Annotated in this window: 15 protein-coding genes and 3 rRNA genes; 7 read left to right on the top strand and 11 right to left on the bottom strand. The window is 68.0% G+C overall.

Annotated features, from left to right (window positions below; genetic code table 11):
• The first annotated feature begins 4 nt into the window (after nt 1-4).
• The 4 genes from OHN19_RS26175 to OHN19_RS26160 are packed head-to-tail and all read left to right on the top strand — an operon-like array spanning nt 5 to nt 4,267.
• Entirely contained in the window at nt 5-769 is a 765-nt protein-coding gene (locus tag OHN19_RS26175) for a DUF4129 domain-containing protein (RefSeq protein WP_330266535.1), read from the top strand.
• Nucleotides 766-1,968, top strand: a complete 1,203-nt coding sequence (locus OHN19_RS26170; protein WP_330266534.1) for a DUF4350 domain-containing protein — start codon at nt 766-768, stop codon at nt 1,966-1,968. The genes OHN19_RS26175 and OHN19_RS26170 overlap by 4 nt, the downstream gene beginning before the upstream one ends.
• Nucleotides 1,968-2,957 (top strand): MoxR family ATPase, encoded by a 990-nt coding sequence (locus OHN19_RS26165; protein ID WP_330266533.1) that lies wholly within the window; start codon nt 1,968-1,970, stop codon nt 2,955-2,957. Before OHN19_RS26170 ends, OHN19_RS26165 begins: the two co-directional genes overlap by 1 nt.
• Entirely contained in the window at nt 2,957-4,267 is a 1,311-nt protein-coding gene (locus OHN19_RS26160) for a DUF58 domain-containing protein (protein ID WP_330266532.1), read from the top strand. Before OHN19_RS26165 ends, OHN19_RS26160 begins: the two co-directional genes overlap by 1 nt.
• Nucleotides 4,268-4,362: 95 nt before the next feature.
• Here the strand turns inward: OHN19_RS26160 and rrf are convergent.
• From rrf to OHN19_RS26140, 4 genes are all read right to left on the bottom strand, one after another.
• Nucleotides 4,363-4,479: ribosomal RNA gene (gene rrf / locus OHN19_RS26155) — 5S ribosomal RNA — on the bottom strand.
• A 69-nt stretch (nt 4,480-4,548) separates the two neighbouring features.
• Nucleotides 4,549-7,670, bottom strand: a 23S ribosomal RNA gene (locus OHN19_RS26150).
• Nucleotides 7,671-7,971: 301 nt separating this feature from the next.
• A 16S ribosomal RNA gene (locus OHN19_RS26145) occupies nt 7,972-9,497 on the bottom strand.
• Together the 16S, 23S and 5S rRNA genes form the textbook arrangement of a ribosomal RNA operon.
• Nucleotides 9,498-10,054: 557 nt before the next feature.
• Nucleotides 10,055-11,062 (bottom strand): stage II sporulation protein M, encoded by a 1,008-nt coding sequence (locus tag OHN19_RS26140; protein ID WP_330266531.1) that lies wholly within the window; start codon nt 11,060-11,062, stop codon nt 10,055-10,057.
• Between the two features lie 129 nt (nt 11,063-11,191).
• Here OHN19_RS26140 and OHN19_RS26135 point away from each other — a divergent pair, with 129 nt between their 5' ends.
• Nucleotides 11,192-12,211 (top strand): RDD family protein, encoded by a 1,020-nt coding sequence (locus tag OHN19_RS26135; RefSeq protein WP_330266530.1) that lies wholly within the window; start codon nt 11,192-11,194, stop codon nt 12,209-12,211.
• Nucleotides 12,212-12,279: 68 nt separating this feature from the next.
• Here OHN19_RS26135 and OHN19_RS26130 read toward each other — a convergent pair whose 3' ends face one another.
• Complete coding sequence (locus tag OHN19_RS26130; protein WP_330266529.1) at nt 12,280-12,909, bottom strand: hypothetical protein; 630 nt, start codon at nt 12,907-12,909, stop codon at nt 12,280-12,282.
• Between the two features lie 185 nt (nt 12,910-13,094).
• The gene (ahcY, locus tag OHN19_RS26125; protein WP_330266528.1) at nt 13,095-14,552 is read right to left on the bottom strand and encodes an adenosylhomocysteinase; all 1,458 of its coding nucleotides are present in this window, start codon (nt 14,550-14,552) and stop codon (nt 13,095-13,097) included.
• 453 nt (nt 14,553-15,005) lie between these two features.
• On the opposite strand from ahcY, the gene OHN19_RS26120 reads away from it, so the two are divergent.
• Nucleotides 15,006-17,558 (top strand): fructose-specific PTS transporter subunit EIIC, encoded by a 2,553-nt coding sequence (locus OHN19_RS26120; RefSeq protein ID WP_330266527.1) that lies wholly within the window; start codon nt 15,006-15,008, stop codon nt 17,556-17,558.
• Nucleotides 17,559-17,695: 137 nt separating this feature from the next.
• Here the strand turns inward: OHN19_RS26120 and OHN19_RS26115 are convergent, their stop codons facing one another.
• On the bottom strand, nt 17,696-18,679 hold the full coding sequence (locus OHN19_RS26115) for a cation diffusion facilitator family transporter (protein ID WP_330266526.1): 984 nt from the start codon (nt 18,677-18,679) through the stop codon (nt 17,696-17,698).
• Between the two features lie 131 nt (nt 18,680-18,810).
• Nucleotides 18,811-19,962 (bottom strand): mannose-6-phosphate isomerase, class I, encoded by a 1,152-nt coding sequence (gene manA / locus OHN19_RS26110; RefSeq protein WP_330266525.1) that lies wholly within the window; start codon nt 19,960-19,962, stop codon nt 18,811-18,813.
• A gap of 35 nt (nt 19,963-19,997) precedes the next feature.
• Here manA and OHN19_RS26105 point away from each other — a divergent pair, with 35 nt between their 5' ends.
• Complete coding sequence (locus tag OHN19_RS26105; RefSeq protein ID WP_330266524.1) at nt 19,998-20,252, top strand: hypothetical protein; 255 nt, start codon at nt 19,998-20,000, stop codon at nt 20,250-20,252.
• Here the strand turns inward: OHN19_RS26105 and OHN19_RS26100 are convergent.
• The 3 genes from OHN19_RS26100 to OHN19_RS26090 all read right to left on the bottom strand — a co-directional run bounded on the left by OHN19_RS26100 (nt 20,206) and on the right by OHN19_RS26090 (nt 23,412).
• Nucleotides 20,206-21,333, bottom strand: coding sequence for an SIS domain-containing protein (locus OHN19_RS26100; RefSeq protein ID WP_330266523.1), 1,128 nt, complete (start codon nt 21,331-21,333; stop codon nt 20,206-20,208). The two genes, OHN19_RS26105 and OHN19_RS26100, sit on opposite strands and share 47 nt — an antisense overlap.
• Nucleotides 21,334-21,587: 254 nt before the next feature.
• Nucleotides 21,588-21,758: a Trm112 family protein gene (locus OHN19_RS26095; RefSeq protein ID WP_123761150.1), complete on the bottom strand. Its 171-nt coding sequence runs from the start codon at nt 21,756-21,758 to the stop codon at nt 21,588-21,590.
• 286 nt (nt 21,759-22,044) lie between these two features.
• On the bottom strand, nt 22,045-23,412 hold the full coding sequence (locus OHN19_RS26090; RefSeq protein WP_330266522.1) for a phosphomannomutase/phosphoglucomutase: 1,368 nt from the start codon (nt 23,410-23,412) through the stop codon (nt 22,045-22,047).
• Between the last annotated feature and the right edge of the window lie 436 nt (nt 23,413-23,848).

The raw sequence follows: 23,848 nt of genomic DNA, 5'->3' as shown, positions 1-23,848 counted from the left end.
TGCGGTGAACCTGCCGGGGGGAGTGCTCACCTTGCTGCGCGCCGGCGACACCTCCGTGCTGTCTTCGGCACGGTCCGCCGACGAACCGCCGCTGACGATCCCGCGCGACCCCGCGCGGGAAGCGGCCCGCCGCGAGCTGTCCAAGCGGATGTACCACGAGAACGACCCCAACTGGTTCCAGCGCGCCCTCAACGCCTTCTGGGACTGGGTGGACAAGCTGTTCAACGCCGCCTCGTCCGCGACACCGGGAGGACCGCTCGGCCTGGTCGTCGTCATCGCCGTCGTCCTCCTGGTCGTCGGCGCCCTGTGGTGGCGCCTGGGCAGCCCGCGCCGCGCGCCGGTCTCCTCCGCCGCCCTGTTCGACGACCGCCCCCGCAGCGCCGCCGACCACCGCGCGGCCGCCGAGGCCCACGCCGCCCAGGGCCACTGGAACCAGGCCGTCCAGGAACGCATGCGTGCCATCGTCCGCTCCCTGGAGGAACGCACCCTCCTCGACATCCGCCCGGGCCGCACCGCGGACGAGGCAGCCGCGGAAGCCGGCCGCGCCCTGCCCTCCCACACGGACCGACTGCGCTCCGCGGCCCGGGACTTCGACGACGTCACATACGGCGGCCGCGCCGCGACCGAGCAGTCGTACCACCGCATCGCCGACCTCGACCGCGACCTGGAACGCACCAAGCCAGTACTCGCGAACAGCACGAGCGGCACGAACAGCGCGAACAGCAGCCACAGCGCGGACCAGCCCGCCCGCCAGGGAGCCGCCGAATGACCACCGAGGCCACGCTCCGGTCCACCTCGGCCTCGCCCACCACCCGCCAGGTGTGGACCCGCGCGCGAGGCGTCGTACTCGCTGTCGTGCTCCTTCTCGTCGCGGCCGTGGCGATCGCGGCGATCCGCTCCACCGAGCACCACGGCGGCCTCGACCCCCGCTCCGCCGACCCCTTCGGCAGCCGGGCCGTCGCCCAACTGCTCGCCGACCGGGGCGTCGACACCCGCGTGGTCACCACCCTGGACGAGGCACGCGCCGCGGCCGGCCCGGACACCACGCTCCTGATCGCCGTACCCGACCTCCTGACGCACCGCCAGCAGAGCCGACTGCACTCCGCCACCGCCGACTCCGACGGCCGCACGGTCCTCGTCGCCCCCGGCAGCTGGTCCGTCGAGCGCCTGGCCCCCGGCGTCGTGGCCGACCCCGCCACCAGCCTCGACTCGACCCTCTCCCCCGACTGCGCCTTCCCCGCCGCCCGGCGCGCGGGCACCGCCGACACGGGCGGCATCCGCTACACCGTCACCCACCCCGGCAACGACGAGTGCTACCCCAGCGACCGCCTGCCCACCCTGGTGCGCGTCCCGGCGGCTTCCGGGGACGGCGACACCGTCGTACTCGGCGCGCCCGACATCCTTTACAACGACACGCTCGACAAGCAGGGCAACGCCTCGCTCGCCCTCCAACTCCTCGGCTCCCGCCCCCATCTGGTCTGGTACCTCCCCTCGCTCTCCGACACCTCCGCCGCCGACCCGGCCGAGCAGAAGGACTTCCTCGACCTGCTCCCCTCGGGCTGGCTCTGGGGCACGCTTCAGCTCTTCTTCGCGGCAGCACTCGCCGCCCTGTGGAGGGCACGCCGACTCGGCCCCCTCGTGCCCGAAAAACTCCCCGTGGCCATCCGCGCCTCCGAAACCGTCGAAGGCCGCGCCCGCCTCTACCGCAAGGCGGCCGCCCGCGACCGCGCGGCCACCGCTCTTCGCTCCACCACCCGCACCCGCCTCGCCCCCCTCGTAGGCGTCCCCGTCGCCCAGGCACACGCACCCGAAGCACTGCTCCCCGCCCTGTCCGCCCACCTGCACACCGAAGGCGACGGACAGCCCCTGCACTCCCTGCTCTTCGGCCCGCCGCCCAGTGACGACGCAGCCCTCATCTCCCTAGCCGACCAACTCGACGCCCTCGAAAGAGAGGTACGCCGTTCATGATGGACCCGACCACTGACAACGCCGGGACCACCGGGAACCCGGACAGCGCCCGGGCCTCCCTGGAAGCCCTGCGCGCCGAGATCGCCAAAGCCGTGGTCGGCCAGGACCCCGCCGTGACCGGTCTCGTCGTCGCGCTCCTCTGCCGCGGACACGTACTACTGGAAGGAGTCCCTGGGGTCGCCAAAACGTTGCTCGTCCGCGCCCTCGCATCCGCATTGGAACTCGACACCAAGCGCGTCCAGTTCACCCCAGACCTCATGCCGAGCGACGTGACGGGCTCCCTGGTCTACGACACGCGCAGCGCCGAGTTCTCCTTCCAGCCCGGCCCGGTCTTCACCAACCTCCTCCTGGCCGACGAGATCAACCGCACGCCGCCCAAGACCCAGTCGTCCCTCCTGGAGGCCATGGAGGAGCGCCAGGTCACGGTCGACGGCACCCCCCGCCTCCTCCCCGACCCGTTCCTGGTCGCCGCGACCCAGAACCCGGTCGAGTACGAGGGCACCTACCCCCTCCCCGAAGCCCAGCTGGACCGTTTCCTCCTCAAGCTGACGATCCCGCTCCCCTCCCGACAGGACGAGATCGACGTCCTCACCCGCCACGCCGAGGGCTTCAACCCCCGCGACCTCAAGGCCGCCGGCGTACGCCCCGTAGCGGGCCCCGCCGACCTCGAAGCCGCACGCGCAGCGGTCGCCAAAACCACGGTCTCCCCCGAGATCACCGCCTACGTCGTCGACATCTGCCGCGCCACCCGCGAGTCCCCGTCCCTCACCCTCGGCGTCTCCCCCCGCGGCGCCACGGCCCTCCTGGCCACCTCGCGCGCGTGGGCATGGCTCACCGGCCGCGACTACGTCATCCCCGACGACGTGAAGGCCCTGGCCCTCCCCACCCTCCGCCACCGCGTGCAACTCCGCCCGGAGGCCGAGATGGAAGGCGTCACTCCGGACTCCGTCATCAACGCGATCCTCGCCCACGTCCCGGTCCCCCGCTGATGGCCCTCACCGGACGAGCCGCCCTCATCGCAGCCGTGGGCTCCCTCCCCATCGGCATCTGGGAACCCAGCTGGACGGGCTTCCTCGCGGTCAACGGCCCCTTGGCGGTGGCCTGCGCCTGCGACTTCGCCCTGGCGGCTCCCGTACGACGACTCGGCCTGACCCGCTCCGGCGACACCTCCGCCCGCCTGGGCGAGACCGCGGACGTCACCCTCACGATCACCAACCCCTCCAGCCGCCCCCTCCGCGCCCACATCCGCGACGCCTGGCCCCCCAGCAGCTGGCAGCCCGGCACCGAGGTGGAAGCCTCCCGCCACCACCTCACGGTCCCCGCAGGCGAACGCCGACGCCTCACCACTCGCCTACGCCCCACCCGCCGCGGCGACCGCCAGGCCGACCGCGTGACGATTCGCTCCTACGGACCCCTCCGGCTCTTCTCCCGCCAGGGCACCCACAAGGTCCCCTGGACGGTGCGCGTGCTGCCCCCGTTCACCAGCCGCAAGCACCTGCCCTCCAAGCTCGCCCGCCTGCGCGAACTCGACGGCCGCACCAGCGTCCTCACTCGCGGCGAAGGCACGGAATTCGACAGCCTGCGCGAGTACGTCCCCGGCGACGACACCCGCTCCATCGACTGGCGAGCCACCGCCCGGCAGAGCGCTGTCGCCGTACGCACCTGGCGCCCCGAACGCGACCGCCACATCCTCCTCGTCCTCGACACCGGCCGCACGTCAGCAGGCCGCGTCGGCGACGCCCCGCGCCTCGACGCCTCCATGGACGCGGCCCTGCTCCTGGCCGCCCTCGCGTCCCGCGCCGGCGACCGCGTGGACCTCCTCGCATACGACCGCGGAGTACGCGCCCTGGTCCAGGGCCGCACAGCCAAGGACCTGCTCCCCTCCCTGGTCAACGCGATGGCCCCCCTCGAGCCCGAACTCGTCGAAACAAACGCCCGAAGCCTCACGGCCACGGCTCTTCGTACGGCCCCTCGCCGCTCCTTGATCGTGCTGCTCACGAGCCTCGACGCCGCGCCGATCGAGGAGGGCCTGCTGCCCGTACTCCCTCAGCTCACGCAACGCCACACCGTCCTTCTGGCCTCGGTGGCGGATCCCCACATCGCCCACATGGCCACAGCCCGTGGAAACACCGAGGCGATCTACGAAGCCGCAGCAGCCGCCCAGGCCCAGACGGAACGTCAGCGCACGGCGGAGCAACTCCGCCGGCACGGGGTGACTGTCGTCGACGCGACTCCTGACGACTTGGCACCGGCGCTGGCAGACGCGTATCTGGCACTGAAGGCAGCGGGACGTTTGTAAACAAAAAAAGGGGGCGCGAAGGCGCCCCCTTAAAAACAGAAACCGAAACGCGAAAAGGCCCACACCATAAGGTGTGGGCCTTTTCATCAAAGATTGTTCGGCGGTGTCCTACTCTCCCACAGGGTCCCCCCTGCAGTACCATCGGCGCTGTAAGGCTTAGCTTCCGGGTTCGGAATGTAACCGGGCGTTTCCCTCACGCTATGACCACCGAAACACTATGAAACTAGACCGGAAAACACACAGTCGTTGCCTCAGAACTAACACAGTGGACGCGAGCAAATATGGACAAGCCCTCGGCCTATTAGTACCGGTCACCTCCAGCGGTTACCCGCCTTCCAGATCCGGCCTATCAACCCAGTCGTCTACTGGGAGCCTTAACCCCTCAAAGGGGGTGGGAATACTCATCTCGAAGCAGGCTTCCCGCTTAGATGCTTTCAGCGGTTATCCCTCCCGAACGTAGCCAACCAGCCATGCCCTTGGCAGAACAACTGGCACACCAGAGGTTCGTCCGTCCCGGTCCTCTCGTACTAGGGACAGCCCTTCTCAATATTCCTACGCGCGCAGCGGATAGGGACCGAACTGTCTCACGACGTTCTAAACCCAGCTCGCGTACCGCTTTAATGGGCGAACAGCCCAACCCTTGGGACCGACTCCAGCCCCAGGATGCGACGAGCCGACATCGAGGTGCCAAACCATCCCGTCGATATGGACTCTTGGGGAAGATCAGCCTGTTATCCCCGGGGTACCTTTTATCCGTTGAGCGACGGCGCTTCCACAAGCCACCGCCGGATCACTAGTCCCGACTTTCGTCCCTGCTCGACCCGTCGGTCTCACAGTCAAGCTCCCTTGTGCACTTACACTCAACACCTGATTACCAACCAGGCTGAGGGAACCTTTGGGCGCCTCCGTTACCCTTTAGGAGGCAACCGCCCCAGTTAAACTACCCATCAGACACTGTCCCTGATCCGGATCACGGACCCAGGTTAGACATCCAGCACGACCAGACTGGTATTTCAACGACGACTCACCGCGAACTGGCGTCCGCGTTTCAAAGTCTCCCAGCTATCCTACACAAGCCGAACCGAACACCAATATCAAACTGTAGTAAAGGTCCCGGGGTCTTTCCGTCCTGCTGCGCGAAACGAGCATCTTTACTCGTAGTGCAATTTCACCGGGCCTATGGTTGAGACAGTCGAGAAGTCGTTACGCCATTCGTGCAGGTCGGAACTTACCCGACAAGGAATTTCGCTACCTTAGGATGGTTATAGTTACCACCGCCGTTTACTGGCGCTTAAGTTCTCAGCTTCGCCACACCGAAATGTGACTAACCGGTCCCCTTAACGTTCCAGCACCGGGCAGGCGTCAGTCCGTATACATCGCCTTACGGCTTCGCACGGACCTGTGTTTTTAGTAAACAGTCGCTTCTCGCTGGTCTCTGCGGCCACCCCCAGCTCACCAAGTAAATTGGATCACCAGGTGTGGCCCCCTTCTCCCGAAGTTACGGGGGCATTTTGCCGAGTTCCTTAACCATAGTTCACCCGAACGCCTCGGTATTCTCTACCTGACCACCTGAGTCGGTTTAGGGTACGGGCCGCCATGAAACTCGCTAGAGGCTTTTCTCGACAGCATAGGATCATCCACTTCACCACAATCGGCTCGGCATCAGGTCTCAGCCTCATGTGCGACGGATTTGCCTATCGCACGGCCTACACCCTTACCCCGGGACAACCACCGCCCGGGATGGACTACCTTCCTGCGTCACCCCATCACTCACCTACTGCAAGTCTGGTTCGTCGGCTCCACCACTCCCCTTTGCCCGAAGGCTCCGGGGCGGCTTCACGGACTTAGCATCGCCTGGTTCGATGTTTGACGCTTCACAGCGGGTACCGGAATATCAACCGGTTATCCATCGACTACGCCTGTCGGCCTCGCCTTAGGTCCCGACTTACCCTGGGCAGATCAGCTTGACCCAGGAACCCTTAGTCAATCGGCGCACACGTTTCCCACGTGTGTATCGCTACTCATGCCTGCATTCTCACTCGTGAACCGTCCACCACTGCCTTCCGGCGCAGCTTCACCCGGCACACGACGCTCCCCTACCCATCACAGCCTCCGTTGGGAGTATTGCTGCAATGACACGACTTCGGCGGTACGCTTGAGCCCCGCTACATTGTCGGCGCGGAATCACTAGACCAGTGAGCTATTACGCACTCTTTCAAGGGTGGCTGCTTCTAAGCCAACCTCCTGGTTGTCTCTGCGACTCCACATCCTTTCCCACTTAGCGTACGCTTAGGGGCCTTAGTCGATGCTCTGGGCTGTTTCCCTCTCGACCATGGAGCTTATCCCCCACAGTCTCACTGCCGCGCTCTCACTTACCGGCATTCGGAGTTTGGCTAAGGTCAGTAACCCGGTAGGGCCCATCGCCTATCCAGTGCTCTACCTCCGGCAAGAAACACACGACGCTGCACCTAAATGCATTTCGGGGAGAACCAGCTATCACGGAGTTTGATTGGCCTTTCACCCCTAACCACAGGTCATCCCCCAGGTTTTCAACCCTGGTGGGTTCGGTCCTCCACGAAGTCTTACCTCCGCTTCAACCTGCCCATGGCTAGATCACTCCGCTTCGGGTCTTGAGCGTGCTACTGAAACGCCCTATTCGGACTCGCTTTCGCTACGGCTACCCCACCCGGGTTAACCTCGCAACACACCGCAAACTCGCAGGCTCATTCTTCAAAAGGCACGCAGTCACGAGACGAAGCACAAGTGCTCCGTCCGACGCTCCCACGGCTTGTAGGCACACGGTTTCAGGTACTATTTCACTCCGCTCCCGCGGTACTTTTCACCATTCCCTCACGGTACTATCCGCTATCGGTCACCAGGGAATATTTAGGCTTAGCGGGTGGTCCCGCCAGATTCACACGGGATTTCTCGGGCCCCGTGCTACTTGGGTGTCTCTCAAACGAGCCGCTGACGTTTCGACTACGGGGGTCTTACCCTCTACGCCGGACCTTTCGCATGTCCTTCGCCTACATCAACGGTTTCTGACTCGTCCTGTCGCCGGCAGACGACAGAAGAGAGATCCCACAACCCCGCATGCGCAACCCCTGCCGGGTCTCACACGCATACGGTTTGGCCTCATCCGGTTTCGCTCGCCACTACTCCCGGAATCACGGTTGTTTTCTCTTCCTGCGGGTACTGAGATGTTTCACTTCCCCGCGTTCCCTCCACACTGCCTATGTGTTCAGCAGCGGGTGACAGCCCATGACGACTGCCGGGTTTCCCCATTCGGAAACCCCCGGATCAAAGCCTGGTTGACGACTCCCCGGGGACTATCGTGGCCTCCCACGTCCTTCATCGGTTCCTGGTGCCAAGGCATCCACCGTGCGCCCTTAAAAACTTGGCCACAGATGCTCGCGTCCACTGTGCAGTTCTCAAACAACGACCAGCCACCCATCACCCCGGAGCTTCACTCCGAGTGCACTGGGGCCGGCATCACGAGGGGGTTCATTCCCTCAGACACCCAACAGCGTGCCCGACACACTCCCCGCTTCCCTCAACGTTCCACGCTCCGAAGAGCAGTACTAGAAGGAGAAGACGATCAAGTGCGCCGAATAATCAACGTTCCACCCATGAGCAACCAGCATCAGACATTCGCTGATGTACTGGCCTCTGACCGAGCGAACCCGGTAAGAAGTGCTCCTTAGAAAGGAGGTGATCCAGCCGCACCTTCCGGTACGGCTACCTTGTTACGACTTCGTCCCAATCGCCAGTCCCACCTTCGACAGCTCCCTCCCGCAAGGGGTTGGGCCACCGGCTTCGGGTGTTACCGACTTTCGTGACGTGACGGGCGGTGTGTACAAGGCCCGGGAACGTATTCACCGCAGCAATGCTGATCTGCGATTACTAGCAACTCCGACTTCATGGGGTCGAGTTGCAGACCCCAATCCGAACTGAGACAGGCTTTTTGAGATTCGCTCCACCTCACGGTATCGCAGCTCATTGTACCTGCCATTGTAGCACGTGTGCAGCCCAAGACATAAGGGGCATGATGACTTGACGTCGTCCCCACCTTCCTCCGAGTTGACCCCGGCGGTCTCCTGTGAGTCCCCGTCACCCCGAAGGGCACGCTGGCAACACAGGACAAGGGTTGCGCTCGTTGCGGGACTTAACCCAACATCTCACGACACGAGCTGACGACAGCCATGCACCACCTGTACACCGACCACAAGGGGGCGACCATCTCTGGCCGTTTCCGGTGTATGTCAAGCCTTGGTAAGGTTCTTCGCGTTGCGTCGAATTAAGCCACATGCTCCGCTGCTTGTGCGGGCCCCCGTCAATTCCTTTGAGTTTTAGCCTTGCGGCCGTACTCCCCAGGCGGGGAACTTAATGCGTTAGCTGCGGCACCGACGACGTGGAATGTCGCCAACACCTAGTTCCCACCGTTTACGGCGTGGACTACCAGGGTATCTAATCCTGTTCGCTCCCCACGCTTTCGCTCCTCAGCGTCAGTAATGGCCCAGAGATCCGCCTTCGCCACCGGTGTTCCTCCTGATATCTGCGCATTTCACCGCTACACCAGGAATTCCGATCTCCCCTACCACACTCTAGCCTGCCCGTATCGAATGCAGACCCGGGGTTAAGCCCCGGGCTTTCACACCCGACGTGACAAGCCGCCTACGAGCTCTTTACGCCCAATAATTCCGGACAACGCTTGCGCCCTACGTATTACCGCGGCTGCTGGCACGTAGTTAGCCGGCGCTTCTTCTGCAGGTACCGTCACTTTCGCTTCTTCCCTGCTGAAAGAGGTTTACAACCCGAAGGCCGTCATCCCTCACGCGGCGTCGCTGCATCAGGCTTGCGCCCATTGTGCAATATTCCCCACTGCTGCCTCCCGTAGGAGTCTGGGCCGTGTCTCAGTCCCAGTGTGGCCGGTCGCCCTCTCAGGCCGGCTACCCGTCGTCGCCTTGGTGAGCCGTTACCTCACCAACAAGCTGATAGGCCGCGGGCTCATCCTTCACCGCCGGAGCTTTCAACCCGCACAGATGCCCGTGCGAGTGGTATCCGGTATTAGACCCCGTTTCCAGGGCTTGTCCCAGAGTGAAGGGCAGATTGCCCACGTGTTACTCACCCGTTCGCCACTAATCCCCACCGAAGTGGTTCATCGTTCGACTTGCATGTGTTAAGCACGCCGCCAGCGTTCGTCCTGAGCCAGGATCAAACTCTCCGTGAATGTTTACCCGTAATCGGGTGCACACATCACGAGAGCGGAACAGCCACCGGAATGAGGCGGCTGTTCACAGCGTCCTCGCTGTGTTTTTTCAAAGGAACCTCGTCCCAGCCGAATGACTGGAGACGGGGTATCAACATATCTGGCGTTGATTTTTGGCACGCTGTTGAGTTCTCAAGGAACGGACGCTTCCTTTGTACTCACCCTTTCGGGCTTTCCTCCGGGCTTTTCCCTTCGGTCTTGCGTTTCCGACTCTATCAGACCGTTTCCGGTTCCGATTTCCTCGGTGCTTTCCAGGTTCCCGCTTCCGCGTTTCCCTTTCCGGCGCTCCCAACATTATCAGAAGTTTCGGGCCGGACTGACCGGCCATCTGTTTCCGATTTATCGGGAAGGGCTCCTGCAAAATCCGAGATTTCCAGAAGCAGACAGACACTCACCGCTGCCGAGCGGGATGAACCCGGCTCCAGGCAACTGTTCGAATCTACCTCCCCGCATCGTCCGTGTCAACGGCTCCTGTGGGGCGAAGGAGACAGTAGCAGCTCAATACGCCGGACTGCACATCAGGCGGCTGTGGGCACAACGGCGCTGCGCTCGGCTGCGTCGACATCCCCCGTGTCGCCGGCACGCGCGGCCCGTCCGCCCAGGACGAAGACGTAGGCGAGGAAGGTCAACTCGGCGACGACTCCGATGGCGATGCGGGCCCAAGTGGGCAGGCCGGAGGGGGTCACGAAGCCCTCGATGGCACCGGAGACGAAGAGGACGAGGGCGAGGCCGATCGCCATGCCCACGGCGGCTCGGCCTTCCTCGGCCAGTGCGGTGCGCCTGGAACGGGGGCCCGGGTCTATCAGGGTCCAGCCGAGGCGTAGCCCCGTGCCGGCGGCGACGAAGACCGCAGTGAGTTCGAGGAGGCCGTGCGGGAGTACGAGGCCCAGGAAGGTGTCGAGACGGCCTGCCGCGGACATCAGGCCGAAGCCGATGCCGAGGTTGAGCATGTTCTGGAAGAGGATCCACAGGACCGGAAGGCCGAGGAAGACTCCGAGGACCAGGCACATCGCGGCGGCCTGGGCGTTGTTCGTCCATACCTGGGCGGCGAAGGAGGCCGCGGGGTGGCTGGAGTAGTACGTCTCGTACTGGCCGCCGGGGCGGGTGAGCTCGCGCAGTTCGCTGGGGGCGGCTATGGAGGACTGGACCTCCGGGTGGGTGCCGATCCACCAGCCCAGGAGGGCCGCAATGACGGTGGAGAGCAAGGCTGTGGGTACCCACCAGTGGCGCGAGCGGTAGACGGCGGCGGGGAAGCCGTACGCGAGGAAGCGTGTGACATCGCGCCAAGAGGCGCGGCGGGTTCCTGTGACGGCACTACGCGCGCGTGCCACGAGTTGGCTGAGGCGGCCGGTGAGCTGGGGATCGGGGGCGCTGGACTGGATCAGCGACAGGTGGGTGGCGGTGCGCTGGTAGAGGGCGACGAGTTCGTCCGCCTCGGCGCCGTTGAGGCGGCGCTGGCGCCGGAGCAGGGCGTCGAGGCGGTCCCACTCGGCTCGGTGGGCGGTGACGAAGACGTCGAGGTCCATCGGTTTGCCTGCTCCTCGGCTGATCGTCGGTGGCCGTCGTGAGAGTCAGCTTGTCGTACTGGGGCGCGATGCGCCCTCAGCTTGGCAGACTGGCCGTCCACGAGGCAGGTCAGGGGAAGGACGGCGGGCGTGAGTGAGCTGGTGACGGGCGAGGCGGTGGCGCTGGAACTGCGCCCTGCGAGGCTGCCCAGCAGGGCATTGGCCGTGCTGATCGATCTGACCCTGGCCATGGTCGTGTACATCGCCGTGACTGTCGCGCTCGTGGCCGCTTCCGCTTCTCTCGACGACGCGGCACAGGTCGCGATCTCGATCGCCACGTTCCTGCTCGTGCTGGTGGGTGGGCCGATCGCGGTCGAGACGCTGAGCCATGGGCGGTCCTTGGGGAAGCTCGCCGTGGGCCTTCGTGTGGTGCGGGACGACGGTGGGCCGATCCGGTTCCGGCATGCCCTCGTGCGGGGCGCGATCGGGGTCGTCGAGATCGTGATGACGTTCGGGGTCGTCGCCTGTATCGCCTCGCTCGTTTCGGCACGTGGACGACGGCTCGGTGATGTGTTCGCGGGGACGCTGGTCGTACGGGAGCGGATTCCCGTCGCGCCCAGTGGCTTTGTGCCGCCGCCTCCGCCCTGGCTGGCCGGGCGGTTCGCGCAGCTCGATCTGTCGGCGGTTCCCGACGGTCTGTGGCTTGCGATCCGCCAGTACCTGACGCGGATGCACCAGCTGGATCAGCAGGTCGGCTGGGCCATGGCGGAGCGGCTCGCGTCCGATCTCGCGGCACGTACGGGGGCCCCGGCGCCGCAGGGGGTGCCGCCGGGCGCGTATCTGGCGGCTGTGGTGCAGGAGCGGCAGGCGCGCGAGGTTCGGCGGGCCTTCGGCGGTGCTACGCCTGAGGCGGCGCCGTCCCATGCACCGGCGCCCTCTTATGTGGCGGGGCACGGCCCTGGAGCCGGGGTGGCCGGTGGCTACTCGTACCCGGGTGGGCCGCCCGTGGCTGCATCCTCTCCTCAGCCGCCCGTCGCGTACGGAGCCGAAGCGGCTCCTGGCGCAGGGGGGGCCGGCGTACCCGCGGCCGGTGGTGGGCCGTCCGAAGTTTCCCGGCCCGCCGTGCCGCCGGAGGGCAAGCCCGCGTCGGGGTTCGTACCGCCGGCGTGACTCCCGGCCGCCCTTCGCCGCCCTTCACCGCTCGCAGCCGCTCGTGGTCTCTCGTGGCTGAAGTCGGTTCAGTCGAGCGGTGGTTCAGGGAACGCCGATGGCGGGGATTCGAGGTCCTCCAGCTCGATTCCGGGGGCGGCGAGGACCACGTCCCCGGCGATGTGCACGGTGTGCTGTTCGCCGGTGTCCAGGGCTGTGACCTGGTATTCCTCCACGGTCAGGGGGCCGTTGTCAGTGGCGTGTGCTTCTCTGTTCAGCAAGGTCCAGGACTGGTCCACGGTGCGCGGGGCGAGGACGGGGTCCGTGAAGGCCACGAGGCGTACGCGGGTTGCTGAGGTGGAGGGGGTGAGGCGCAGGAGACGGGTGGTGGCGACGAGGAATGCGGGGGATGTGCCGGTGAAGGCGTGGGCGGGGACGTTGCCTTCTGTGGCGTGGGTCCCGGTGGGGTCTGTGCGGACCCAGGTGACACCGTCGAGCGCGGCACCGCGCACCTGCCAGCTCGCGGCGTGGAGTTCGAGGCGGATGGGGCGGCCGAGTTCGTCGAGGGTGAGGTCGACCGAGCCGCTGTGACCGCCGTCGGGGGTGGTCAGTTGAGAGACGTAACGCCAGCCGGACGGGCCGGGGGCGCACTGGAAGTGTTCTTCAGCGAGGGGGGTGTGATCGTGCGGATCGTGGAGCGAATAGCGGCCGCGGGGCATGGGGGTCCTGGGTTCTGACGGGCTGTCCGGGGTGTGCGGTCTGTCCGGGCTGACGGTCGCACGGCGGAAAGGCACGGCCGGGAGAAGGTCACGAGGCCAAAGGGGCAGGCCCCCGACACGGGGGTGCGGGGGCCTGCCTCTGAGGAACTACTGCTGTGCCGTGAACCGCTGTTGTGCCCTATGGCTCAGTAGCGGTAGTGGTCCGGCTTGTACGGGCCGTCGACCTCGACGCCGATGTACGCCGCCTGCTCCGGGCGCAGCTGGGTCAGCTTCACGCCGAGGGCGTCCAGGTGGAGGCGGGCGACCTTCTCGTCGAGGTGCTTGGGCAGCACGTAGACGTCGGTCGGGTACTCGGACGGCTTGGTGAACAGCTCGATCTGGGCCAGGGTCTGGTCCGCGAAGGAGTTGGACATCACGAAGGACGGGTGCCCGGTGGCGTTGCCCAGGTTCAGCAGGCGGCCCTCGGACAGGACGATGATCACCTTGCCGTCGGGGAAGGTCCAGGTGTGGACCTGCGGCTTGACCTCGTCCTTGACGATGCCGGGGATCTGGGCGAGGCCGGCCATGTCGATCTCGTTGTCGAAGTGGCCGATGTTGCCGACGATCGCCTGGTGCTTCATCTTGGCCATGTCCGAGGCCATGATGATGTCCTTGTTGCCGGTCGTGGTGACGAAGATGTCGGCCTTGTCGATGACCTCGTCCAACGTCGTGACCTGGTAGCCGTCCATCGCCGCCTGGAGGGCGCAGATCGGGTCGATCTCGGTGACGATGACGCGGGCGCCCTGACCGCGCAGGGACTCCGCGCAGCCCTTGCCCACGTCGCCGTAGCCACAGACGACCGCGGTCTTGCCGCCGATGAGGACGTCGGTGGCGCGGTTGATGCCGTCGATCAGGGAGTGGCGGCAGCCGTACTTGTTGTCGAACTTCGACTTGGTGACGGCGTCGTTCACGTTGATCGCCGGGAACAGCAGGACGCCGTCGCGCTGCATCTCGTACAGGCGGTGGACGCCGGTCGTGGTCTCCTCGGTCACGCCGCGGATCTCCGAGGCGAGCTGGGTCCACTTCTGGGAGCCGTTGCTGATGGTGCGGTTCAGGAGCTCCAGGATGACCCGGTGCTCCTCGTTCTCGGCGGTGTCGACCGAGGGGACCTCGCCGGCCTTCTCGTACTCGACGCCCTTGTGGACGAGGAGGGTGGCGTCACCGCCGTCGTCCAGGATCATGTTCGGGCCGCCGGTGGGGGTGTTCGGCCAGGTCAGCGCCTGCTCCGTGCACCACCAGTACTCCTCCAGGGTCTCGCCCTTCCAGGCGAAGACCGGGACGCCCTGGGGGTTGTCCACGGTGCCGTTCGGGCCGACGGCGATGGCGGCGGCCGCGTGGTCCTGGGTGGAGAAGATGTTGCAGGACGCCCAGCGGACCTCGGCGCCCAGGGCGACCAGGGTCTCGATGAGGACGGCGGTCTGCACGGTCATGTGCAGGGAGCCGGTGACGCGGGCGCCGGCAAGCGGCTGCGCCTCGGCGTACTCCTTGCGGATCGCCATCAGGCCGGGCATCTCGTGCTCGGCGAGGGTGATCTCCTTGCGGCCGAACTCGGCCAGGGAGAGGTCGGCGACCTTGAAGTCCTGTCGGTTGTCGACAGTCGTCATTGCGAGCTGCTCCTCGGGGTTGGGGCGAGGTGGGTACGGCTGGTCTGCGCGGCGGCGGACACAGGGGTGCCCGAAGAGGACACAGGCATGCCCGGTGCGCGCAGCGCAGTCCGTCGGAGGCCCTCTCTCCCTCGGTCGGTCCGCGGTGGGACCGCCCGACCGCCATCAGCAGCGACGTCTGGCTCCGTCCCAAGCTACACCGGTCGGCCGGGCCGCCCCAGTCCGTCTCCGATACATCAAGCCGATCACAGGGTGAAGTCGAGAAGATCGCCGGGGTGCGGTCGGGCTCCGGGCCCGGCGCGGCTGGGTGGCAACAGACCAGGTCATCAGGGGGCTTTTGTCCTTGGGCGGCCTGGGCAGGTGCGGGAGGATGCACAGCGATCGGCACAGCTGATCGATCTTGCGGGACGCTCGGGACGGCGTTTCCGCTGACAAAGGCGTGAGGAGATCGACGTGACCAGTCCAGCCGGGCCTCCCCCCACGGGCGGCGACAGCGGTGAGCAGCGGTTGAAGCTGCTCGCGGTGACCGCGTGCCCGACCGGCATCGCCCACACGTACATGGCCGCGGAGAAGCTGGCGCAGGCCGCCGCGAGCCGTGGCATCGACATGAAGGTGGAGACGCAGGGATCGATCGGGGCTGAAAACGTCCTGGATGACAACGATGTCAGCTCTGCGGACGGCATCATCATCGCCGCGGACAAGGACGTGGACCTGAGCCGGTTCGTAGGCAAGCGGGTGCTGACGGTGGGCGTGGCGGAAGGGATCCGCCATCCCGAGCAGTTGATCGAGCGAGTGAGATCCGCGCCGGTGCACACGGCCGGTGCGGCACCCGCGGCGTCGGCGTCGAGCGGTGGCAGGGAGCGGAGCGTCGGGTACAAGGCGCTGATGAACGGGGTCAGTTACATGATCCCGTTCGTGGTGGTCGGCGGGCTGCTGATCGCCATCTCGCTCTCGCTCGGCGGGCACACCGACCCGTCCGGCGGACTGGTCATCCCGAAGGACTCCTTCTGGATGGACGTCAACAACATCGGTGTCATCGGCTTCACGCTGATGGTGCCGATCCTGTCCGGTTACATCGCCTACGCCATCGGGGACCGGCCCGCGCTCGTGCCGGGCATGATCGGCGGGTGGATCGCGAACACGGGCGAGCTGTACGACTCGAAGGCGGGCGCCGGTTTCATAGGGGCGATCGTGACCGGGTTCCTCGCCGGGTATCTGGTGCTGTGGATCAAGAAGGTCAAGGTCCCGAAGTTCGTGCAGCCGATCATGCCGATCATCGTGATCCCGATCGTGGCGACCACGGCGTTGGGCCTGTTCTTCATCTACGTCATCGGGAAGCCGATCTCCTGGGTGTTCGAGCACCTCACGGACTGGCTCAGCGGGATGACGGGCACCAGCGCGGTCCTGTTGGGCGCGATTCTCGGGCTCATGATCGCGTTCGACATGGGCGGGCCGGTCAACAAGACGGCGTTCCTGTTCGGCACGGGGCTCATCGCGACCGGCAACCAGACGGTCATGGGCATGTGCGCGGCCGCGATCCCGGTCATGCCGCTGGGGCAAGGTCTCGCCACGCTGATACGGAAGCGGCTGTACACCGAGCAGGAACGGGAGACCGGGCTGGCCGCGCTGTTCATGGGCTGCTTCGGCATCTCCGAGGGCGCGATCCCGTTCGCGGCGGCGCGGCCCGCGCAGGTCATCCCGGCCAACATGCTCGGCGGGGCGGTGGCCGGTGCGATCGCCGGGGTCGCCGGGGTCGAGGACGCGGTACCGCACGGCGGGCCGATCGTGGCGGTGCTGGGTGCGGTGAGTGGGGTGCCGATGTTCTTCGTGGCCGTGGTGATCGGTTCGGTGGTCACCGCGCTGACGACGGTTGCGCTGATCGACTTCGGTGAGCGGGGGCGGGGGCGCGGGCGCGAGCACAAGGGCGCGACGCCGGTGAACGGGACGGGTGCGGTCGGCCCCCTTGAGCCGGAGCTGGTCGGGGTGGGTGCCGGGGCGACTGCTGGTGGCGCCGTCGGGGCCGTGGTGGCGCAGCGGGTGGTGGCCGCGTCGTCGCAGACCGCGTCGGCCGTCGAGGTGGCGCCGGGCCGAACCGCGGAGGCCTCGTACGCCGGGTCCGGCGCCGGGACTGAAGGTGGTCCAGGGGCCGGTGCCGACATCGGAGAGGCCGCCGCTGCCGATGCCGAATCCGGGGAGGGCGCCGGTGCCGGTGCGAAAAGCGGGGCGGGAGCCGAGAGCAGTTCAGGTGGCACTGCTGCCGCTGGCCCTGGTGACCGGGCCGAGCCCGGCGCCCGGACCAAGACTGCCGCCGGCGACGCGCCCGCAGCCGCCGCTGCCGAAGCTGTGGGCGCCCCGGCAGCTGCGGCTGTCGAAGCCGCTGACTCCCCCGCTGCCGCCAGTGGAGAAGCAGCCAGCTCCCCCGCCGTCGCAACAGCCGAAGCTGCCAGCTCCCCTGCCGCCGCAACAACCGAAGCTGCCAGCTCCCCCGCCGCCGAACCCACCCGCGCCGAGTCCGAGAGCGCCGATAGCCCCACAGCCGGCGCCAACCGTGAAGTCCTCTCCGGCTATCTCACCGAGCAGACCGTGAAGGTCTCTCTCGGTGCCCGTGGCAAGGAGGACGCCATCCGGGAGATGGCAGAGCTGCTCGCCCGAACCGGCAAGGTGGCGGACATGGACGAGCTGGTCGCCGTCGCCCTGCGTCGGGAGGAGCAGGGGACCACCGGGCTCGGGGAGGAGATCGCGATTCCGCATGCCAAGACGGATGCGGTGACCTCGCCCGTCGTCGGGTTCGCGCGGTCCGCTGAGGGCATCGAGTGGGGCTCGCTGGACGGTACGAAGGCCAGGCTGGTGTTCATGATCTCCGTGCCGGAGGCGGCCGCGGGCGACGAGCATCTGCGGATCCTGGCGCTGCTGTCACGGAAGCTGATGGATGCCGGGTTCCGGGAGCGGCTCATCGGGGCGCCGGACGAGCGGGCGATCCTGGGAGTGCTGGGCGAGATCCGGTAGCTGCCGGAGCGACCGAAACCGACGGGGCCCGCCGAGAGTTCGGCGGGCCCCGCCGCCGTACGGCGCAAAGGCGGCCGTACGAGAGGACCTTGTGCAGGAGAAGGCCGTACAGGAAGCCGTGCTGCCGCCGGGGGGCCTCAGTGGCCCGGTGTCGGCTGCTGCGCCGGGCCTCCCGGGGTTGCCTCGCGGTCGGGGCCCTTGGCGGCCTCGGACTCGCTGTAGATGTCCGGTTCGAGGTAGATGACGCGGGCGATCGGGACGGCCTCGCGGATGCGGGCCTCGGCGGCGTTGATCGCGGAGGCGACCTCGGCGGCCGTGTCGTCGTGCTGGACGGCGATCTTGGCGGCGATGAGCAGTTCCTCGGGGCCGAGGTGCAGCGTGCGCATGTGGATGATGCCGGTGACGGTGTCGCCGTCGACGATCGCGGTCTCGATCTTCTGGACCGCCTCGATGCCCGCGGACTCGCCGAGCAGCAGGGACTTGGTCTCGGCGGCGAGGACGAGGGCGATCAGGATGAGCAGGATGCCGATGCAGAGGGTGCCGATGCCGTCCCAGACGCCGTCGCCGGTGAGCAGGGCGAGGCCCACGCCGCCGAGGGCGAGGATCAGACCGACGAGCGCGCCGAAGTCCTCCAGGAGGACGACCGGGAGCTCGGGCGCCTTGGCGCGGCGGACGAACTCCTTCCAGGAGAGGGTGCCGCGCAGCGGGTTGGACTCCTTGATGGCGGTCCGGAAGGAGAAGCCCTCGGCGATGATCGCGAAGACGAGGACGCCCACCGGCCAGTACCAGTGCTCGATCTCGTGCGGGTGCTTGATCTTCTCGTAGCCCTCGTAGATGGCGAACATGCCGCCGACGGAGAAGAGCACGATGGAGACCAGGAAGGCGTAGATGTAACGCTCGCGGCCGTAGCCGAAGGGGTGTTGCGGGGTGGCCTCGCGCTGGGCCTTCTTGCCGCCGAGGAGCAGCAGGAACTGGTTGCCGGAGTCGGCGAGCGAGTGCACGCCCTCGGCGAGCATCGAGGACGAGCCGCTGAACGCGAACGCCACGAACTTCGATGCCGCGATCGTGAGGTTGGCGCCCAGTGCCGCCACGATCGCCTTGGTTCCGCCTGACGCGCTCATCTGCTCGCGTTGTCCCTTCGCCTCAAGTGCCTCTACGCCGTCCAGGCCTTTGCCCGTCCTTTGCCGGTGAGCCATTCTTGCAGCCTCGTCCGGCACGGACGTCTCAGGTATCCACAGGCCCAGTCATACCGTCACACGATCACGGTGGCGCGGAAGACCGTGCCCGTGCCGGACACCGTGGCCTTCTCGCCCGCCGGGACGAAGACCGACCGACCGGGGCTCAGTTCGTGTTCCCCGGCTCGCACGGAACCTGCCGTGCAGAGCAGGATCTGTGGGGTCGCGCGGGTGAGGTCGTGGGGGGCGGCGCCCTCGGGGAGGACGTACCGGGACAGCCGGAACTCGTCGATGGGGGTCTCGTAGACCTCCTCGCCGTCGGGGGACGCCTCGGGGCGCAGCACGCCCGGGTCGGCGGCCTCGAAGCGGACGATGCGCAGGAGTTCGGGTACGTCGACGTGCTTGGGGGTCAGGCCGCAGCGCAGGACGTTGTCGGAGTTGGCCATGATCTCGACGCCGAGGCCGTTCAGGTAGGCGTGCGGGATGCCGGCGCCGAGGAACAGGGCCTCGCCGGGCTGGAGCCGGACGTGGTTGAGGAGCATCGCGGCGATGACGCCCGGGTCGCCCGGGTAGTGGTGCGCGATCTCGGCGTAGGGGGCGTGGTCGCCGCCGAGGCGGGCGCAGGCGGCCGCGGCCTCGGTGACCGTGTGGGCCATCTCCTCGCGGTCGGCGGTGAGGATCGCCGTCAGGACCTCGCGCAGGGCCGCCTCCTCCGGGTGGGCGTGCAGGAGGTCGACGTAGGGCTTCAGGGAGTCGACGCCCAGTGCGTCCAGCAGCTCGGCCGCGCGCGCGGGTTCGCGGAAGCCGCACAGGCCGTCGAACTCGGTGAGCGCGCAGATCAGTTCCGGCTTGTGGTTGGCGTCCTTGTAGTTGCGGTGGCCCGCGTCCACGGGGATGCCCCGGCGCTCCTCGTCTTCGTAGCCCTCCTTCGCCTGGGCGAGGTCGGGGTGCACTTGGAGGGAGAGCGGGGCGCCCGCGGCGAGGATCTTGAGGAGGAAGGGCAGCCGGGGGCCGAACTTGGCGACGGCCGCCTCGCCCAGCTCGCGCGCGGGGTCCGCGTCGATCACCTCGACGAGCGTGCCCCGCGCGGTGCGCGAGGGGGCGCCGGGGTGGGCGCCCATCCACATCTCCGCCTGGGGTTCACCGGTCGGCTCGGCGCCGAGGAGTTCGGGGATGGCGGTGGTGGAACCCCAGGCGTAGGGGCGGACGGTGTTGTCGAGGCGGTCCATCGGGTTCTCTCTGTGCGTACGGCCGGGGATGCGTCGTGGGTACGGCGGTCAGGGCGGCCTGGTGTTCGACGGGTGGAGGTCAGGGCGTCCTGGGCGGCTCGGGAGTCCTGGGCATCTCGAGCGACTCGGGCGTCCTGGCCGTCCTGAGCGTCCTGGCCGCCCTGGGCGTCCTGGGCGTCCTGGGCGTCCTGGGCGTCCTGGGCGTCCTGGGCGTCCTGGGCGTCCTGGGCGTCCTGGGCAACGTCAGGCCCCCGAGGCGAGCGCCAGGTAAACGGCGGCGAAATCCGTGACGGCGATCAGTTCCGCGAGGGTCTCGATCTCACCGCCGGGCTCCGGCTCCAGCTCGCTGATGGGCGTGTCGTGGCTCAGGGCCAGCTCACGCGCGGCGGGCGCTGCGCTGAGACCCCCGATCGGACGGTCGCGAAGGAGTACCACGCGCGCGTGCAGCGCGGGAGGTTCCTCGACGCGGTCGCGGAAGAAGTCGTCGGGGTCGGCGCCGGCGGCCAGTGGTCCGGAGAGGAGCGTGCTGTGCGCGGCGAGGGCCTCGGGCAGTTCGGAGACCAGGGCGGGGCGGCCGGAGAGCTCGGCGAGGGCGGCGGCGAAACGGCGACCCGCGGGGCCTGCGGAGGTTCCCTCCGTCCAGATCACCGGGAGGGCGTCGGCGAGTTCGGCGGCGAGCGTCTTGGCCGGGTTGCTGTAGGTCGCGATGGCGGGGCCGCAGCGCTCGGCGATGTGGTCGAGGCGGTCTGCGATCTTCGCGAGCGCGTCGGGCGGGGCGGCGAGCAGGCCGGTGCGGTCGAGGATCGCGAGGAGCGGGGTGAGCAGGGCCCACAGGACGCCGGGCGCGGATGCGGTGAGGGGCGTGTCCTGCTCGTACGGGGCCGTCGCCAGGGGCACGAACAGGCCGTGGGCGCCCTCGACCGCCTCGGTCAGCGGGGTGCGGGCGGGGGCCACGGCGACGACCGTGCAGCCGCGCCGGTAGGCCTGGTCGGCGAGGAGCGACAGGCCCGGCTCGGTGCCGTCGGGGGTGGCGATCAGCAGCAGGTCGACCGAGCCCGCCCAACCGGGGAGCTCCCAGCGCAGGGCGCCCGCGGCGGGGGCGACGCCGGTCGGGGCGAGGCGGGTGACGGGGCTGCCGGCGCCGGCGAGGGTGCCGAGGAGGTCGGCGACGTGGGTGGCGGCGGCACCTGGGCCCGCGATGAGGACCGCGCGGGGGCGGCCGTCGGGCTTGAGGTCGTTGACCCCTGCCTCGGCGGCGTGCCGGGCGGCGGTGCGGACGCGGGCGCCTGCCTCGGCAGCGCCGCGGAGCAGGCCTCGGCGGTCGGCCTCCGAGAGGGCCTCGGGGGTGTCTAGCAGCGATTCGTCGAGCATGGGGCGGCAGCCTCCGATCGCCGGGTCTCCGGGACGCCGGGTTGTCGCTTCGCCGGGTCTTCCGGACGCCGGGACGGTCGCGGGTCCGGGACGCCGGGGTCGCTGTGTCGTTGTCGCTTGTCGCTTACGGCTGTGGGTGAGGCGTGTGTCCTACGGCGGGGGGTGCGCGGTCTCCTACCGCGGTGCGGGCTCCGTATCGCTTACGGCTGCGGGCGTGCCGTGTCTCGTACGGCCGCCCGCCGGCCGGGGCGCGCTCACGCGGGGCGGCGGGCCTCGTCGACGAGGAGGACGGGGATGCCGTCGCGGACGGGGTAGGCGAGGCCGCAGTCCTGGCCGGTGCAGAGCAGCTCGGTGTCCTGCTCCTTGAGGGGGGCGTGGCAGGCCGGGCAGGCGAGGATCTCCAGGAGACCGGCTTCGAGCGGCATGGGGGTTCCCTTCGGGAGCGGTACGGCTGCTTGTGCGGATGTGCCTGGTCAGGGTACCGCCGGGGGGAGGGGGGTGCCGGGGTTGGGGCGAGGTCGGTGCGGGGGTGCCGTGGGGGGGTTCTCGCCCCCGCCGCCCTACCCGTCCCATCCCCAAGGGCGCCGCCCCTTCGACCCCGGTCCCAGGGGGCTGCGCCCCCTGGACCCCCGCTCCTCAAACGCCGGAGGGGCTGGATTCACGAAACGGCGGAGGAGCTGCTCTTTCGCGCAACGGCCGGGCGGCTGGATTTCACGCTCTGATGATCGCCAGCACCTCGTCGCGCACCTTCGCCATCGTCGCCTCGTCCCGCGCCTCCGCGTTCAGGCGGAGGAGGGGTTCCGTGTTGGAGGGGCGGACGTTGAACCACCAGTCGGCGGTGCTGATCGTGAGGCCGTCGAGTTCGTCGAGCTGGACGCCCTCCTGGCCCTCGTAGACCGCTCTGATGGCCGTCAGGCGGTCTGCCTGGTCGGCGACCGTGGAGTTGATCTCGCCGGAGCCGGTGTAGCGGTCGTACTGGGCGACCAGGGACGACAGGGAGCCCTCCTGGCCGCCCAGGGCCGCGAGGACGTGCAGGGCCGCCAGCATGCCGGTGTCGGCGTTCCAGAAGTCCTTGAAGTAGTAGTGGGCGGAGTGCTCGCCGCCGAAGATCGCGCCGGACTTCGCCATCTCGGCCTTGATGAAGGAGTGGCCCACGCGCGTGCGTACCGGGGTGCCGCCGTGCTCCTTGACGACCTCGGGGACCGACCAGGAAGTGATCAGGTTGTGGATGATGACGCCCTTGCCGCCGTTCCTGGCCAGCTCGCGCGCGGCGACCAGGGCGGTGATGGCGGACGGGGAGACCGGGTCGCCGTGCTCGTCGACGACGAAGCAGCGGTCGGCGTCGCCGTCGAAGGCGATGCCGAGGTCGGCGCCCTCCTCGCGGACCCGCTTCTGGAGGTCGACGATGTTGGCGGGGTCCAGGGGGTTGGCCTCGTGGTTGGGGAAGGTGCCGTCCAGTTCGAAGTACATCGGGACGACGGTCAGGGGCAGGCCCGCGAAGACGGTCGGGACGGTGTGGCCGCCCATGCCGTTGCCCGCATCCACGACGACCTTCAGGGGGCGGATGGACGTCAGGTCGACCAGCGAGCGCAGGTGGGCCGCGTAGTCGTCCAACGTGTCCCGCGCGGTGACCGTGCCGGCCGAGGTGGTCACCTCGGGGGCGCCCGTCTCGATCCACTCCTCGACGAGTCCGCGGATCTCGGCGAGGCCGGTGTCCTGGCCGACCGGGGCCGCTCCCGCGCGGCACATCTTGATGCCGTTGTACTGCGCGGGGTTGTGGGAGGCCGTGAACATGGCGCCCGGCAGGCCCAGGGCGCCGGAGGCGTAGTACAGCTGGTCGGTCGAGCACAGGCCGATCTCGGTGACGTCCACACCGCGGGCGGCCGCTCCGCGCGCGAAGGCACGCGACAGGCCCGGGGAGGAGGGCCGCATGTCGTGGCCGGTCACGATGGCGCTCGCGCCGGTCACCTGGACGAAGGCGGCACCGAAGAGCTCGGCCAGCGTCTCGTCCCACTGGTCCGGGACGACTCCGCGCACGTCGTACGCCTTCACGAGCTGTGACAGATCAGCCACGGCCAACCCTTCTGAAAGTCCTGTCGGTCACCACAAACTACCCGTAGCCACTGACACCGGGCCCTGCGGGACCGGATTGGACTCCGGCCGTGACCTCGGGCGGAGCCCTCGGGGCAGCGCGGCGGCCGGCAGCTCCGGGGAGAGCCCGGACTCCCTCGCGGCCGTCACCTGCGGCGCCCCGGAGAGTGCGGGGCAGGATCGGGAACCTCAACTCCTGGCGCGCAGCCGCCCCTTCACCGACGGCCACAGAAGATCACGGCGACGAGTTGGGCGGAGAGGTGGCTGGAGGTCTCCAACTGGGCCGCGGAGGCGATGGAGTTCAGCGGCGGTCGGTGACCTGAGCGAGTGTCACCGCTGGTGCAGCAGCAGACGGCGACGACGACGAGGATCGACTTGCGTCACCGAACGGAACGCGCACCGAAGAACCGATCCCCCACCGGAA

Source organism: Streptomyces griseorubiginosus, assembly GCF_036345115.1.
Taxonomy (GTDB): domain Bacteria; phylum Actinomycetota; class Actinomycetes; order Streptomycetales; family Streptomycetaceae; genus Streptomyces; species Streptomyces griseorubiginosus_C.
Note: the sequence above shows the minus strand (reverse complement) of the source record. Positions and strands in the feature narration are given on the sequence as shown.

Excerpts from the sequence above, each read along its gene's own strand:
- OHN19_RS26170 (WP_330266534.1), top strand. The coding sequence starts at position 766 with ATGACCACCGAGGCCACGCTCCGGTCCACCTCGGCCTCGCCCACCACC.
- OHN19_RS26165 (WP_330266533.1), top strand. The coding sequence starts at position 1,968 with ATGGACCCGACCACTGACAACGCCGGGACCACCGGGAACCCGGACAGC.
- OHN19_RS26160 (WP_330266532.1), top strand. The coding sequence starts at position 2,957 with ATGGCCCTCACCGGACGAGCCGCCCTCATCGCAGCCGTGGGCTCCCTC.
- OHN19_RS26140 (WP_330266531.1), bottom strand. The coding sequence starts at position 11,062 with ATGGACCTCGACGTCTTCGTCACCGCCCACCGAGCCGAGTGGGACCGC.
- OHN19_RS26130 (WP_330266529.1), bottom strand. The coding sequence starts at position 12,909 with ATGCCCCGCGGCCGCTATTCGCTCCACGATCCGCACGATCACACCCCC.
- ahcY (WP_330266528.1), bottom strand. The coding sequence starts at position 14,552 with ATGACGACTGTCGACAACCGACAGGACTTCAAGGTCGCCGACCTCTCC.
- OHN19_RS26115 (WP_330266526.1), bottom strand. The coding sequence starts at position 18,679 with ATGAGCGCGTCAGGCGGAACCAAGGCGATCGTGGCGGCACTGGGCGCC.
- manA (WP_330266525.1), bottom strand. The coding sequence starts at position 19,962 with ATGGACCGCCTCGACAACACCGTCCGCCCCTACGCCTGGGGTTCCACC.
- OHN19_RS26100 (WP_330266523.1), bottom strand. The coding sequence starts at position 21,333 with ATGCTCGACGAATCGCTGCTAGACACCCCCGAGGCCCTCTCGGAGGCC.
- OHN19_RS26095 (WP_123761150.1), bottom strand. The coding sequence starts at position 21,758 with ATGCCGCTCGAAGCCGGTCTCCTGGAGATCCTCGCCTGCCCGGCCTGC.